This is a genomic window from Kribbella italica, from assembly GCF_014205135.1.
Classification (GTDB): domain Bacteria; phylum Actinomycetota; class Actinomycetes; order Propionibacteriales; family Kribbellaceae; genus Kribbella; species Kribbella italica.
This window is the reverse complement of record NZ_JACHMY010000001.1, coordinates 1,891,163-1,905,557: the sequence shown is the minus strand read 5'-3', so window position 1 is coordinate 1,905,557 and position 14,395 is coordinate 1,891,163. Positions and strand designations below refer to the sequence as shown.

The 14,395-nt window shown below is 70.1% G+C and carries 13 protein-coding genes; 5 read left to right on the top strand and 8 right to left on the bottom strand.

Features of this window, described 5'->3' with window-relative positions; translation table 11 throughout:
• Nucleotides 1–4: 4 nt before the first annotated feature.
• The 4 genes from HDA39_RS08930 to HDA39_RS08915 are packed head-to-tail and all read right to left on the bottom strand — an operon-like array spanning nucleotide 5 to nucleotide 3,640.
• Nucleotides 5–340, bottom strand: coding sequence for a non-heme iron oxygenase ferredoxin subunit (locus HDA39_RS08930; RefSeq protein WP_184794757.1), 336 nt, complete (start codon nucleotides 338–340; stop codon nucleotides 5–7).
• Between the two features lie 2 nt (nucleotides 341–342).
• On the bottom strand, nucleotides 343–1,533 hold the full coding sequence (sufD, locus tag HDA39_RS08925) for a Fe-S cluster assembly protein SufD (protein ID WP_184794756.1): 1,191 nt from the start codon (nucleotides 1,531–1,533) through the stop codon (nucleotides 343–345).
• Nucleotides 1,533–2,945, bottom strand: coding sequence for a Fe-S cluster assembly protein SufB (gene sufB, locus HDA39_RS08920; RefSeq protein ID WP_184794755.1), 1,413 nt, complete (start codon nucleotides 2,943–2,945; stop codon nucleotides 1,533–1,535). The genes sufD and sufB overlap by 1 nt, the downstream gene beginning before the upstream one ends.
• Nucleotides 2,942–3,640: a helix-turn-helix domain-containing protein gene (locus tag HDA39_RS08915; RefSeq protein WP_184805755.1), complete on the bottom strand. Its 699-nt coding sequence runs from the start codon at nucleotides 3,638–3,640 to the stop codon at nucleotides 2,942–2,944. Before HDA39_RS08915 ends, sufB begins: the two co-directional genes overlap by 4 nt.
• Nucleotides 3,641–3,794: 154 nt before the next feature.
• Between HDA39_RS08915 and HDA39_RS43125 the strand changes: the two genes are divergently transcribed.
• Complete coding sequence (locus HDA39_RS43125) at nucleotides 3,795–4,511, top strand: ABC transporter ATP-binding protein (protein WP_337925680.1); 717 nt, start codon at nucleotides 3,795–3,797, stop codon at nucleotides 4,509–4,511.
• 8 nt (nucleotides 4,512–4,519) lie between these two features.
• Nucleotides 4,520–5,311, top strand: coding sequence for an ABC transporter permease (locus HDA39_RS08905; RefSeq protein WP_184794754.1), 792 nt, complete (start codon nucleotides 4,520–4,522; stop codon nucleotides 5,309–5,311).
• On the opposite strand, the gene HDA39_RS08900 is transcribed toward HDA39_RS08905, so the two are convergent.
• Entirely contained in the window at nucleotides 5,278–5,928 is a 651-nt protein-coding gene (locus HDA39_RS08900; protein ID WP_184794753.1) for a response regulator, read from the bottom strand. The genes HDA39_RS08905 and HDA39_RS08900 overlap by 34 nt on opposite strands.
• Nucleotides 5,921–7,051 (bottom strand): sensor histidine kinase, encoded by a 1,131-nt coding sequence (locus tag HDA39_RS08895; protein ID WP_184794752.1) that lies wholly within the window; start codon nucleotides 7,049–7,051, stop codon nucleotides 5,921–5,923. Before HDA39_RS08895 ends, HDA39_RS08900 begins: the two co-directional genes overlap by 8 nt.
• Before the next feature lie 97 nt (nucleotides 7,052–7,148).
• Here HDA39_RS08895 and HDA39_RS08890 point away from each other — a divergent pair, with 97 nt between their 5' ends.
• Nucleotides 7,149–8,729, top strand: a complete 1,581-nt coding sequence (locus tag HDA39_RS08890) for a carboxylesterase/lipase family protein (RefSeq protein WP_184794751.1) — start codon at nucleotides 7,149–7,151, stop codon at nucleotides 8,727–8,729.
• A gap of 12 nt (nucleotides 8,730–8,741) precedes the next feature.
• Complete coding sequence (locus HDA39_RS08885; protein WP_184805749.1) at nucleotides 8,742–9,671, top strand: COX15/CtaA family protein; 930 nt, start codon at nucleotides 8,742–8,744, stop codon at nucleotides 9,669–9,671.
• A gap of 63 nt (nucleotides 9,672–9,734) precedes the next feature.
• On the opposite strand, the gene HDA39_RS08880 is transcribed toward HDA39_RS08885, so the two are convergent.
• The gene (locus HDA39_RS08880; RefSeq protein WP_184794750.1) at nucleotides 9,735–10,838 is read right to left on the bottom strand and encodes a ScyD/ScyE family protein; all 1,104 of its coding nucleotides are present in this window, start codon (nucleotides 10,836–10,838) and stop codon (nucleotides 9,735–9,737) included.
• A 133-nt stretch (nucleotides 10,839–10,971) separates the two neighbouring features.
• Nucleotides 10,972–11,952: a heme o synthase gene (locus HDA39_RS08875; RefSeq protein ID WP_420488714.1), complete on the bottom strand. Its 981-nt coding sequence runs from the start codon at nucleotides 11,950–11,952 to the stop codon at nucleotides 10,972–10,974.
• 254 nt (nucleotides 11,953–12,206) lie between these two features.
• On the opposite strand from HDA39_RS08875, the gene tkt reads away from it, so the two are divergent.
• Nucleotides 12,207–14,384, top strand: a complete 2,178-nt coding sequence (gene tkt / locus HDA39_RS08870; RefSeq protein ID WP_184794749.1) for a transketolase — start codon at nucleotides 12,207–12,209, stop codon at nucleotides 14,382–14,384.
• Nucleotides 14,385–14,395: the final 11 nt, after the last annotated feature.

Below are 14,395 nucleotides of genomic sequence, written 5' to 3'. Positions count from 1 at the left end.
CTGCTCAGGATGCTTGGTTCAGGGGGTTCTTGACGTCGACCAGCACGTCGTCTCCGTCGAGCCGGACCGGGTAGACCGGCACCGGGTCGTACGCCGGCAGGCTGGTCGGCTCGCCGGTGCGCAGGTCGAACCGCGAGCCGTGCAGCCAGCACTCGATCTCGCACTGGCCGACGTCGCCCTCGGACAGCTGGATCTGTGCGTGCGAGCACTCGTCGCGGACGGCGAAGACCTGGCCCTCGCTCCTCACGACGGCCACCTCCACGCCACCGACCTCGGTCGCCAGCACTCCCTCGTCGGGGAGGTCGGCGAAGGCGCACGCGCGCTCGAACGTGTCAGCCATGCTCAGGCCTTGGCCGCCGCGCTCAGCTCGGCCGTGCGGGCCAGCTTCTGCTCGATCACCTCGTGCAGGTGCTCGGTCACCTCCGGGACGCCGATCCGCCCGATGATGTCGTTGAAGAAGCCCGACACCACCAGCCGGCGCGCCATGTCCTCGGGGATGCCGCGGGCCTGCAGGTAGAACAGCTGCTCGTCGTCGAACCGGCCGGTCGCCGAGGCGTGCCCGGCACCCTCGATCTCGCCGGTCTCGATCTCCAGGTTCGGCACCGAGTCGGCGCGGGCGCCGTCGGTGAGCACCAGGTTCCGGTTCAGCTCGAAGGTGCTGGTGCCCTCGGCCGCGGCCCGGATCAGCACGTCGCCGATCCACACCGACCGGGCCTGGTCACCGGCCAGCGCGCCCTTGTAGAGCACGTTGGACTTGCAGCTGACCGCTTCGTGGTCGACGAAGAGCCGGTTCTCGTGGTGCTGACCGGACTCGGCGAAGTACACGCCCAGCAGCTCGGCGTCGCCCCCCGGACCGGCGTACCGGACGTTGGTGGACAGGCGCACGATCTTGCCGCCGAGGGTGACCGCGACGTGGTTGAGCTTGGCGTCGCGACCGATCACGGCGTCGTGCTGACCGACGTGGATCGACTCGTGGTCGCCCTGCTGGATCGTGACGACCCGCAGCTCGGCGCCGTCGCCGACGACGATCTCGACGTTGGCGCCGTACTCGCCGGAGCCGGTGTGGTCGATGATCACGGTCGCGCGGCTGTGCCGGCCGGCCTCGATCACCAGGTGGCCGTAGCCACGGCCGCCAAGGCTGGCGACGTTCACGTGCACCGGCTCGGTCAGCTCGGCCTCGACCGGGATCCGGACCGCGAGCGCGTCGGCGGCGTGGTTCCACGCGACGGCGGCGATCCGGTCCTGCGGGGTGAGCGCCTTCACCGCGTCGATCGCGACGGTCTCGACCACGACGCCCTCGGGGCCGTGGGCCTCGATCTCCGGCGACTCGGTGCCGGCCTCGTCGGCGTACAGGCCCTTGAGCGCCTTGACCGGGGTGAAGCGCCACTCCTCCTCGCGCCCGTTCGGGACCGGGAAGTCGGCCACGTCGTACGACGTGGTCCGCTCGCTCCGGGCCTGCAACGGCACCGGGGAGCCCGGTCCGTGGGAGTGGCCCTGGTTACCGGTGGCAACCAGGGTTTCGGTGGCGGTCATCAGCCGACGGCCCCTTCCATCTGCAGCTCGATCAGTCGGTTCAGTTCCAGCGCGTACTCCATCGGGAGCTCGCGGGCGATCGGCTCGATGAAGCCGCGGACGATCATCGCCATCGCCTCGTCCTCGGCCATGCCCCGGCTCATCAGGTAGAAGAGCTGGTCGTCACTGACCTTGGACACGGTCGCCTCGTGCCCCATCGCGACGTCGTCCTCGCGGACGTCGACGTACGGGTAGGTGTCGGAGCGGCTGATCGTGTCGACCAGCAGCGCGTCGCAGCGCACCGTGGACTTGCTGTGGTGCGCACCCGGCGCCACCTCGACCAGACCGCGGTACGACGTCCGGCCGCCACCGCGGGCCACCGACTTCGACACGATCGAGCTGGAGGTGTGCGGCGCGTTGTGCACCATCTTGGAGCCGGCGTCCTGGTGCTGGCCCTCGCCCGCGAACGCGACCGACAGCGTCTCGCCCTTGGCGTGCTCGCCCATCAGGTACACGGCCGGGTACTTCATCGTCACCTTGGAACCGATGTTGCCGTCGATCCACTCCATCGTCGCGCCCTCTTCGCAGGTGGCGCGCTTGGTGACCAGGTTGTAGACGTTGTTCGACCAGTTCTGGATCGTCGTGTAGCGGCAGCGGGCGCCCTTCTTCACGATGATCTCGACGACCGCGGAGTGCAGCGAGTCCGACTTGTAGATCGGCGCGGTGCAGCCCTCGACGTAGTGGACGTAGGCGCCCTCGTCGACGATGATCAGCGTCCGCTCGAACTGGCCCATGTTCTCGGTGTTGATCCGGAAGTAGGCCTGCAGCGGGATGTCCACCTTGACGCCCTTGGGCACGTAGATGAACGAGCCGCCGGACCACACCGACGTGTTCAGCGCGGCGAACTTGTTGTCGCCGACCGGGATGACCGAGCCGAAGTACTCCTGGAACAGCTCCGGGTACTCCTTCAGGCCGGTGTCGGTGTCGAGGAAGATGACACCCTGCTCCTCCAGGTCCTCGCGGATCTGGTGGTAGACGACCTCGGACTCGTACTGCGCGGCGACGCCGGCGACCAGGCGCTGCTTCTCCGCCTCCGGGATGCCGAGCTTGTCGTAGGTGTTCTTGATGTCCTCGGGCAGCTCTTCCCAGCTGGTCGCCTGCTTCTCGGTCGACCGGACGAAGTACTTGATGTTGTCGAAGTCGATCCCGGACAGGTCGGCACCCCACGACGGCATCGGCTTGCGGTCGAAGAGCTTCAGGCCCTTCAGCCGCAGGTCGAGCATCCACTCGGGTTCGCTCTTCAGGGCCGAGATCCCGCGCACGACGTCAGCGCTGATGCCGCGCTGGGCAACGGCGCCGGCGGCGTCGGAGTCGGACCAGCCGTACTGGTAGTTGCCGAGGCCTTCCAGTTCGGGGTGAGCGGTTTGCGTCATCGTGCAGTCCTCGCAGATTCGCCGTCGGATACGGGGGAAACCGGCTGGGCGCCGGGGATGTGCGTCGTACAGACACCGTCGCCGTGGGCGATGGTGGCCAGTCTCTGGACGTGCTTGCCGAGCAACCGCGAGAAGACCTCGGTCTCGGCCTCGCACAATTGGGGAAACTGCTCGGCCACGTGTGCGACCGGGCAGTGGTGCTGGCACAACTGCTCGCCGGCACCGGCCTGCTGGGTGGAGGCGGCGTACCCGTCGCTGCTCAGCGCCTGGGCCAGCACCTCCGCCTTCTTGCCCTCCGGCGCCGCGTCCAGCAGCTCGCGGTACCGGTCCTCGACCTCGGCGACGCGGCGCCGGGCGAACTCCGCCACGGCCTCGTCACCGCCGGCCTCGGCGATGAACCGCAGCGCGGTCGTGGCCAGGTCGTCGTAGGCCTGGTGGAACGCGTGCCGGCCGGAGTCGGTCAGCACGAACACCTTGGCCGGACGGCCCCGTCCCCGCGGTCCGTAGACCCGCTCCTCGCGGGACTCGACGAGCCCCTCGCCGAGCAGGTGGTCCAGGTGCCGGCGGACCGCCGCCGGGGTCAGCTCGAGCCGCTCGGCCAGCACCGCGGCGCTGGACGGCCCGTTGGTCAGGATCGAGCGGGCGACCCGGTCCCGGGTGGACTCGTCACGCGCCTGCGCGGTGCCGGACGGCACGCGGGAGGACGACGCGGGAGTTTTCACAACATCAGTGTCGCGTAATTGCCGGGGCCCTTCAAATAAGGCTGCCCTAACCGGTTCACGCCGTTCCGCCTCAGTCCAACCGGGACCGTGAGCAGCGTCACGTCGGCGGGTTTCCTACACTGCACACGTGCCAGTCGCGGTGGAGATCGACAACCTAGTCGTCCGGTACGGCGAGAAGACCGCTGTCGACGGCCTCACTCTCACCGTAACCGGCGGGACAGTCACGTCCGTGCTCGGCCCCAACGGGGCGGGCAAGACGACCACGGTGGAGACCCTGGAGGGCTTCCGCCGTCCGGATTCCGGCGCGGTCCGGGTGCTCGGGCTCGACCCGATCGCCGACCACGACGAGCTGATGCCGCGGATCGGCGTGATGCTGCAGGAGGGCGGCGCGTGGTCCGGCGTACGGGCGCTGGAGATGCTCCGGTACGTCGCCTCGCTGCACGCCCATCCGCTCGACCTGCCGGCGCTGGTCGAGCGCCTCGATCTCGGGACCTGCGGCAAGACGCCGTACCGGCGGCTGTCGGGCGGGCAGAAGCAACGGCTGTCGCTGGCCCTGGCGATCGTCGGGCGGCCGGAGATCGCGTTCCTGGACGAGCCGACCACCGGTCTGGACCCGCACGGGCGCCGCGAGATCTGGCAGCTGATCCGCGACCTGCGCGAGGACGGCGTCACCGTCGTCCTGACGACGCACGCGATGGACGAGGCCGAGCAGCTGTCCGACCAGGTGCACGTGCTGTCGGCCGGCAAGGTGATCGCCTCCGGCAGCCCGGACGCCCTGACCGACCATGGCGCCAAGACCCTCGAAGACGTCTACCTGGCGCTCACCGCGCGGGACAACAAGTGAGTAGGACCATGCCGGAGACCACCGCCACCACCTACGTCCCCCGGCCCGGTTCCGCGCCCTGGCCGCGCAAGGTGCTGGCTCACGCGCAGATGGAGTTCCGGCTGCTCCTGCGCAACGGCGAGCAGTTACTGCTGGCTCTGGTGATCCCGCTGGGGCTCCTGCTGTTGCTGGGCGGCACTGGTCTGGGTGACCGGCTGCCGCTGGGCGACGGCCCGGCTGTCGACCTCGCCGTACCGCGGGTGCTGGCGCTGGCCGTGCTGTCGACGTCGTTCACCTCGCTGGCGATCGCCACCGGGTTCGAGCGCCGGTACGGCGTGATCAAGCGCCTCGGCGCCTCGCCGCTGTCCCGGACCGGACTGCTGGCCGGGAAGATCGGCTCGGTGCTGGCGATCCAGGTGGTCCAGCTGGTCGTGCTGGTCGGCGCGGGCTTCGCCCTTGGCTGGAAGCCGGTCGGCGGGGTCGACGCGGTGATCGGCATCATCCTGATGGTCCTGTGCGGTACGGCGGCGTTCGCCTCGCTCGGGCTGCTGATGGCCGGCATCCTCCGCGCCGAGGCGACGCTGGCCGCGGCCAACCTGCTGTACCTGCTGCTACTGGTCGGCGGCGCGATCATGACGCCGGTCGACGAGTACCCGGAGGGCATGCAGGGCATCGTCCGGCTCCTGCCGAGTGCGGCGCTGGCGAACGGCTTCGCCCACTCCACTGTCCAGGGCGTCATCCCCTGGGCCGCCGTACTGTCGCTGACGCTCTGGGCCGCCGTACTGGGCTACGTGGTGTCCCGCACGTTCCGCTGGGACTGAGTGGTGAGCAGGGCGAGCTGAGTCCTGTTCTGGCAGTCCAGGGTGACCATCAGGCGCGACACATGGCCTTTGACCGTGCCCTCACTCAGGTACAGCCGCCGCGCGATGTCGGCGTTGGTCAGCCCTTCACCGAGCAGCGCGAGGATCTCCCGCTCCCGGTCGGGCAGTGCTGTGATCCGCGGGTCGACCTGCGTGCCAGCTGGCTGCTTGAGCCGCTGCAGTGCCTCCGGTGACAGCACCGACACTCCTGCGGCAGCCGCGAGCACCAGCTTCACCAGTGCGTCAGCCGGCGTGCTCTTGAGCAGATAGCCGTTCGCGCCGGCCTCCAGCGCGGCCAGCAGGTGGTCGTCCGAGTCGAAGGTCGTCATCACCACCACCTGCGGCGGATCGGGCAGCGACCGGATCTCGGCGGTCGCCGTCACCCCGTCCACCTCCGGCATCCGCAGGTCCATCAGTACGACGTCCGGCCGGTCCCGGACCACCGACTCCACGGCGGCAGCACCGTCCTCGGCCACACCGGTCACCTCGACCTGCCCGCTGCTGTCCAGGATGGTCCGCAGGAACCCGCAGACCATCGGGTCGTCGTCGACCAGCAGGACCCGCACCGGGTCACCCATGACGCACTCGCGGCAGCCGCACCCGGAGAGCGTAGCCACCGCTCGGCTCCGGTCCGCTCTCACAACGCCCGCCGAGCAGCTCGACCCGCCGGCGCAGCGCCTCCAGCCCAAGCCCACCACCCGGCTGCACCACACCGGCCGACGAGCCGGTGGCGCTGTTCCGCACCACGACCTCCAGCTCGTCGGCAACGGTCAGCTCGACCGCCACCTCGCTGTCCGGCGCATGGCGGCGAGCGTTCGTCAGGCCCTCCTGCACCACCCGCTGCACCGTCCGGCCGAGCGCCGGCGACAGCGGCGTACTCGTCCCTCGCTCGGTCAGCTGCACCTGCTGACCAGCGGCCTGAGCCTCGGCTACTAACTCCTGAGCGCTGACGGCTACCTGGTCGTCCACAGGAGTCGGCGCCGCTGTTGAGTGCAGCAAGCCGACCAGTCTGCGCAGGTCAGTGAGCGCTGCCGACCCGAAGCCACTCAGCTGCTCCCCCGCCTCCTTCACCGCCGGGTCGTCGGCCGTCAGCGTGAGTGTGTTCGCCCGCAGTACCAGCAGCGTCAGGTGCCGCCCGAGTGTGTCGTGGATCTCCGCGGCCAACTGCTCCCGCTCTGCAGCGACCCGCTGCCGGGCCAACGACTCCAACTGATCCAGCCGGGCCCGCCGCAGCCGAAGGGCGAGCATCACTGTCAGAGACCCGAGAATCGGTACGGCGGCCGCCAGCGCCGTGGTCCCCCGCGCCCAGCCGCCGTCCGCCTGGCTGCCGACGGCCACCAGGTACCCCACTCCGAGCACCAGCGACACGACGAGCTGCCAGCGAGTCCGGTGGTACTCGAACACCCGGGCCGCAGCCCACGCGAGCGCCACCGGGATCCACGCGACCGCTCCGACCGTCATCAGCTCGGACCAGGGTTCACCGGCCAGCACGATGCCGGCCGACACCAGCGCCGTCGCGGCGAACCCCAGGTGCGGACGGTCCTGCCGACGGCTGACCAGCAGCGTGGCCGCGACCTGCGCCACCAGTCCCGCGACCAGCGCCAGGACCTGTGCCCTCGGCAACGAACCGGGCAGTGTCGGCGCCACCACTGCGGCGAATCCGGCCGACAGCAGCGTGACCACAGTCAGCACCTTCGCCATGGTGACGACCCTAGACCGGTCAGCGCACGCCGTTCGTCCAAAAGGTCCGGACGAAAGTCAGTGACGCCGTGCCGCGCCTCCGCACAACAGTGGACTCATGCGAACCAAACTAACCGCAGTAGCCATCGCAGCCGTCCTGGTGACCACCCTCTGCTCGTCAGCGACAGGGGCCACCGCCGGACCGGTCACCCTGACCACCGGCGGAGTGGTCCGCGGCACCAGCGACGGTGTCGTCGACCGCTACTCAGCCGTTCCGTACGCCGCGCCGCCGGTCGGTGCCCGGCGGTGGCGACCGCCCGCGCCGGCCAGACCGTGGACCGGAATTCGCGACGCCACCCAGCAGCCCGCTCCCTGCCCCCAGCTCTCCAACGGCAAGCAGCTCCCCGGGTCGACCGAGGACTGCCTGTATCTGAACGTGACCCGCCCCCGCCGCGTCAGCGGACCCCGCCCGGTGATGGTGTGGATCCACGGCGGCGGCAACGCGATGGGCCAGGGCGGCGAGTACGACCCCGCCCGGATGGCCGATCGTGGGGACGTCGTGGTCGTCACGCTCAACTACCGGCTCGGCCTGTTCGGCTTCTTCGGTCATCCCGGTCTCGCCGACTCCGGCACGTACGGTCTGCTCGACCAGCAGGCCGCCCTGCGCTGGGTGCAGCACAACGCGAGGCTGTTCGGCGGCGACCCCCACAACGTCACGCTGTTCGGTGAGTCGGCCGGTGGCGTGGACGTCTGCGCCAACGTGGTTTCCCCGACCGCCCGCGGCCTGTTCCAGCGCGCCATCATGCAGAGCGGCTCCTGCCACCTCGGCGTGCCGACCTCGGCGGGCGTCGGCGGACCGGTTCACACCGTCCGGGACAGCATTCCGTTCGCCTCACTCGCCGAATCCCATCAGGCCGGTCAGGAGACCGCGCGGAAGGTGGCCGGCGGCAAGTGCGCCACAGCGGACCGTCCGCTCGACTGTCTGCGATCCCTCCCGGCAGCCGACCTGCTCGACCCTGCTTTCGGCTTCGGACCCACCAGCGGCACCAGAGCCTTGCCGCTGGACGGCCCGGAAGCACTGAGAACCGGCCGATTCAACCGCGTGCCGGTGCTGTCCGGCAACACCAGTGACGAGGCGCGCTTCACCACGATGTTCGTCCAGTACCTGCTGGGCAAGAACATCGACGCGGCGACGTACCGGTCCGTCCTGCGACAGACCTTCGGCAAGGACGCCGCGCAGGTCGAGAAGCAGTACCCGGCCTCCCCTGACCCCGCCCTGGCCTTCGCCTCCCTGGACACGGACCGGATCTTTGCCTGCCCTCAGCAGCAGACGACTCGCGCGCTCAGCCGGTACACCCCGACCTACGGATACGAGTTCGCCGACCGGACCGCCCCGACGTACACGCCGTTCTTCAACGATCTGCCGCCGGGCGCCTCCCACGCCGCCGAACTCGCGTACTTGTTCGGCCTCCGTTCCGGCGGACCGTACGACGGTCTCGCGCCGGTCGAACTCAGCACGGCGCAGCGGCGGCTCGGGGACCGGATGATCGGCTACTGGACCAGCTTCGCGCGGTCGGGGCGGGCCGACTGGCCGCGCTACACGACCAGGACGCCGTACGTGACCGCGCTCACCCCGCGTGGCGAACACCGCATCGACGCGGCCACCACCCATCACTGTTCCTTCTGGGAGGCACATTAGAGTGTGCCGGTGATGAGCACCGAGATCCCGGCCCCCGCGAGCGAGCCGCCCGTCACCGGATTCTGGCGTCTGGTGCCCGAGCCGAGCCTGGACGTCGTCCGGCGCTGGGGCTGGGCGTCGGTGATCGTCAACATCGGCATCGTGGTGACCGGCGGGCTGGTCCGGCTGACCGGCTCCGGACTCGGCTGCCCGACCTGGCCGTCGTGCACCGACTCGTCGTACGTGCCGCACCCCGAGCTCGGGATGCACGGTGCGATCGAGTTCGGCAACCGGATGCTCGGGTTCGTGGTCGCGATCGTCGCGATCGGCACCTGGCTGGCCGTCATGCGGTACCGGCCGAAGCGCAAGGACCTGCGCCGGCTGGCCACCGCGGCCGCGCTGGGCGTCCCGCTGCAGGCCGTGATCGGCGGCGTCAGCGTGCTCACCGGGCTGAACCCGTGGATCGTGTCCGCGCACTTCCTGGTCTCGCCGATCATCATCACGCTGACCGTGTCGATGATGCGCCGGTCGCGGACGAGTCCCTACCCGCACACTCCCCCGGTGGTCCGCGCGCTGGCGACCGCCTCGGTGGTGGCGGTCTGGCTGGCCGTTGCCCTCGGCACCCTTGTCACCGGTGCCGGCCCGCACTCGGGCGATCCCGAGACCGGCCGGAACGGCTTCGACGAGGAGCTGATCAGCCAGCTGCACGCCGACGTGGTGTTCGCGCTGCTCGGCGTCTCGATCGCGCTGGTGATCGCGACCCGCGTCACCGCGACCTCGCGGACGCTGCGCAAGCTGGCCGCCTGGCTGCTCGCGATGGAGCTGCTGCAGGGCGTGGTCGGCTTCACCCAGTACTTCACCGGCCTGCCCTGGGTGCTCGTGCTGATCCACATGTTCTTCGCCGCCGTACTGATCGCGCTGGTCACCGCCGTGTACGGCGAACGCGGAACGCCCGCGACCTAGGACAGCACCCGGGGCGCCCGGCCGGGTGAGACGGCCGGACGCCCCGGGCTGTTCGGGGAGGGTCTACCTCACGCGGTAGATCGCTCCTGGGCCGAAGAGCGGCGACGAGACGTACAGGTCACCCCATCTGCTCCACGCCGCGCCACCGGGCAGCTGAAGCTTGCCGCGGGCCACCTCCTTGCGAGGACCGCCGTTGTGCCACTTGTTGGGCCACTGGACGATCAGCGAGCCGACAGCACTCGGCTGACCGCTCACCTCCCACCGCAGCCAGCTGTCGCGGGCCAGCTGGACGGCGGCGATCGCACCACGCGGACCACCGGCCAGGTCGACGATCGACGTGTAGCCGTCGGCCCAGCGCTGGCAGTTGCCCTTGTTCGGTTTGTACGGGTCACAAGTCGCGCCCACCGAGCCCGGCTTGATCCTCCAGATCTGCGACGTACCCGGCGTGGCCGGGAACCCGCGCAGCTCGCCGACGTACCAGTAGCCGTCCGAGCCGACCGTGACCGACGTGGAGACGGCCTCACTGACGACCGGCGTACCGGCCGGCGGGAAGGCCGGCGGCGGCGGGTAGCCCGCCGGGACCTTGATCGTGCGCGGCTTCAGCCGGGCCACGGTCTTGATGTGCCCGTTCGGCCAGACCCGCAGCAGGTCGTTGCCTGCGGCGTCAGCGACCAGCACCGTCCCGTCCCGCAGGGCCGCGACTCCGAACGGGTTGCTCTCGGTCGGGTTGCTCTCCTGGTCGTACGGGTCCGGGTCCTTCACCTGGTACTTGCCGATGTCGGCGATCTTCAGCGGCGCCTTGCCCGGCCGCAGCTTGTACAGCGTCGACGAGCCCGGGGTGGGCGGTGCTCCCGGTTCGCCGCCGGCACCGGTCAGCGCGTACGTCGTACCCCAGGCGTTGGTGTCGATGGCGGGTGCGAAACCACCTGGGACCGTACCGAGCTTGCGGATCTTCCGGCCCCTGGACCAGGCCTCCCACACCGAGCCGTCGCCGGTGCTGTAGATGATCTTCGACCAGAACGTCGAGACGCCACGCGGCGAGTCGATGCCGGTGACGACCGGCTTGAGCTTTCCACCGCCGGTTGCTTCGGACGGAGCGGCCACCAGAACCGACCCGACCAGCACGGCCGCCGAGACAGCAGCCAGACGTGCTTTGGTAACCCCCACTAGTTCCCCCTAGTGTCCTGCCTCCCCAGGGTGGAGTGTGGCTCCACAGACCACCCCATGGCAGCACCGCGAGCCGCACAGGTCAACGGGAGGACTCTGCGCTCCCGGACGCGTGCCGACAGCAACCAGTGGATCAGTGCAGCAGTGGGTCGATCGCGGCGGCGATGAACAGGAGCGCCAGGTAGATGTTGGAGAAGTGGAACAGGCGCATCGGGCGGAGGGCCGCGCCTTCGGCGCCGGTGTTGGCCCGGGCCAGCAGGGCGAAGGCCTCGCGCAGGAAGACCACGCCGAGCACGACCGCCGCAAGCGGGTAGACGAAACCGGTGTCCGCGACCGGCCACAGCGCGAGCGACGTGATCACCATCAGGATGCTGTAGACCAGGATCTGGCGCGCGGTCGCGACCGGAGTGGCGACCACCGGCAGCATCGGTACGTCGACCGACGCGTAGTCCTCGCGGTAGCGCATGGCCAGCGCCCAGGTGTGCGGCGGCGTCCACAGGAACACCACGCCGAACAGCACCAGCGGCGTCCAGGCCAGGTCGTTGGTGACCGCGGTCCAGCCGATCAGGGTCGGGAAGCAGCCGGCGATCCCGCCCCAGACGATGTTCTGCACGGTCCGGCGCTTGAGCACCATCGTGTAGACGAACACGTAGAACAGGTTCGCCACCAGGGCCAGCACCGACGACAGCCAGTTGACGAAGAAGCCGAGCTCCAGCGTGGCCAGCACGCCGAGCACGATCCCGAAGACCATCGCCGAGCGCGGGCTGACCGCGTGCCGCGGCAGCGGGCGGCGCCGGGTCCGGCGCATCTGCTCGTCGATGTCGCGGTCGAGCACGCAGTTGATCGTGTTCGCGCTGCCGGAGGCGAGGATCCCGCCGACCAGCGTGGCGGCCACGACGCCCAGCCCGGGGACTCCCCCGGCGGCCAGGAACATCACCGGCACGGTCGTGATCAGCAGGAGCTCGATGATGCGCGGCTTGGTCAGACCGACGTACGCCTTGATCACGTCGCGTACCGACGGGCTGGTCACCTCGGGGGATGCAGCCTCGGTCGGCAGCGGCGCCGGGTACGACGTCGTCGCGGCTGGACGCGGGTCGACGGCCGTCACGAACACCTCGAACTCAATGGGCTTGACGCCGGGGACCGGCGCTGACGGTTCGACAGTCTACGACGGCCCGTAGGAGGTCCCGAACCACCCCCTCGGGAACACCACGGGGAACAACACGGGCGACATTCGGGTTGCGAGGGATGAAAGGCGATCAGAAGGCTTACGAGTAGGCTCGCTCATGGTGATGTGCAGGCCTGTCGGCCGAGGAAATACGAACAAGATCGGCCGACAAAAACAACAGCGAGAGGAGCGCCGCCGGCGTGACGGAGAAGACCACCAGCAAGCTTGAATGGACCGACGTCGACCAGCGCGCGGTCGACACGGTGCGGGTCCTCGCGCTGGACGCCGTGGAGAAGGTCGGCAACGGCCACCCCGGAACGGCGATGAGCCTCGCCCCGGCCGCGTACCTGCTGTTCCAGAAGGTGATGCGGCACAACCCCGCCGACCCGCACTGGGCCGGTCGCGACCGCTTCGTTCTGTCGGCCGGGCACTCCAGCCTGACCCTCTACATCCAGCTGTACCTGGCCGGTTTCGGCCTCGAGCTGGACGACCTGAAGTCCCTGCGGACGTGGGGCAGCGCGACCCCGGGCCACCCGGAGTACAGCCACACCCCCGGCGTCGAGACGACCACCGGCCCGCTCGGCCAGGGCGTCGGCAACGCGGTCGGCATGGCGATGGCGGCCCGCCGCGAGCGTGGTCTGTTCGACCCGGAGACGGCCAGTGGGGAAAGTCTTTTCGACCACCAGGTGTACGTGATCGCCTCCGACGGCGACCTCGAGGAGGGCGTCTCGTCCGAGGCCTCGTCGCTGGCCGGGCACCAGAAGCTCGGCAACCTGACGGTGATCTACGACGCGAACAAGATCTCCATCGAGGACGACACCAACATCGCGTTCTCCGAGGACGTCGCCGCCCGCTACGCGGCGTACGGCTGGGACGTCCACGACGTCGACTGGACCAACGGCGGCACGGGGTACGAGGAGAACGTCCAGGCCCTGTACGACGCGATCGAGGCCGGCCGCGCCGTCACCGACAAGCCGACCTTCATCCGGCTGCACACGATCATCGGCTGGCCGGCGCCGAACGCGCAGAACACCGGCAAGATCCACGGCTCGGCCGCGGGGGCCACCGAGGTCGCCGCGACCAAGGAGGTGCTTGGCTTCGACCCGGAGCAGACCTTCGAGGTCGCCGACGAGGTCATCGCGCACACCCGCCTGGCGGTCGAGCGTGGCACGGCCGAGCAGGCCGAGTGGACCACCAAGTACGACGCCTGGCGCACGGCGGCCCCCGAGGCGGCCGCGCTGTTCGACCGGCTCGGCCGGCGTGAGCTGCCGGCCGGCTGGAAGGACGTGCTGCCGAGCTGGGAGGCCGACGCGAAGGGTGTCGCCACCCGCGCGGCCTCCGGCGAGGTGCTGACCAAGGTCGCGCCGGAGCTGCCGGAGCTGTGGGGCGGTTCGGCCGACTTGGCCGGCTCGAACAACACCACCCCCAAGGGCCAGCCGTCGTTCATCCCGGCCGAGCACGCCACCAAGGAGTTCCAGGGCAACGAGTACGGCCGCGTCCTGCACTTCGGCATCCGCGAGCACGGCATGGGCGCGGTGCTGAACGGCATCGCCCTGCACGGCGGGACCCGCCCGTACGGCGGCACCTTCCTCACCTTCAGCGACTACATGCGCCCGTCGGTGCGGCTGGCCGCGCTGATGAAGCTGCCGGTCACCTACGTGTGGACGCACGACTCGATCGGCCTCGGCGAGGACGGCCCGACCCACCAGCCGGTCGAGCACATCGCGGCCCTGCGCGCGATCCCGGGCCTCGACGTGGTCCGCCCGGCCGACGCGAACGAGACCGCCGCCGCCTGGGCGACGATCCTCGAGCACACCGACCGCCCGGCCGGCCTGGTGCTGACCCGGCAGAACGTGCCGACCTTCCCGCGCGGGACCGACGGCTACGCCACCACCGAGAACGTGCACAAGGGCGGGTACACACTGCTCGACACCGACGGCACGCCCGACGTGATCCTGATCGGCACCGGCTCGGAGCTGCAGCTGGCCGTCGAGGCCCGCGAGGCACTGGCCGCCGAGGGCATCAAGGCCCGCGTCGTGTCGCTGGTCTCCCGCGAGTGGTTCGACGAGCAGGACGACGCCTACCGCGACTCGGTCATCCCGGCCGCGGTCAAGGCGCGGGTCTCGGTCGAGGCCGGCATCAAGCTCGGCTGGCGCGAGATCGTCGGCGACGCCGGGCGCAGCGTCAGCCTGGAGCACTACGGCGCTTCGGCCGACTACAAGCGGCTGTACACGGAGTTCGGCATCACCGCCGACGCCGTCGTACAGGCCGCGAAGGACAGCATTGCCGCGGCAGCCGAGCTCGGTGGCAGCGGCGTACCGGCAGGACGTGCCGCGGCCGGACCGGTCGGTCCGGCAGACACCTACGCCGCCAACTGACAACCACAGAA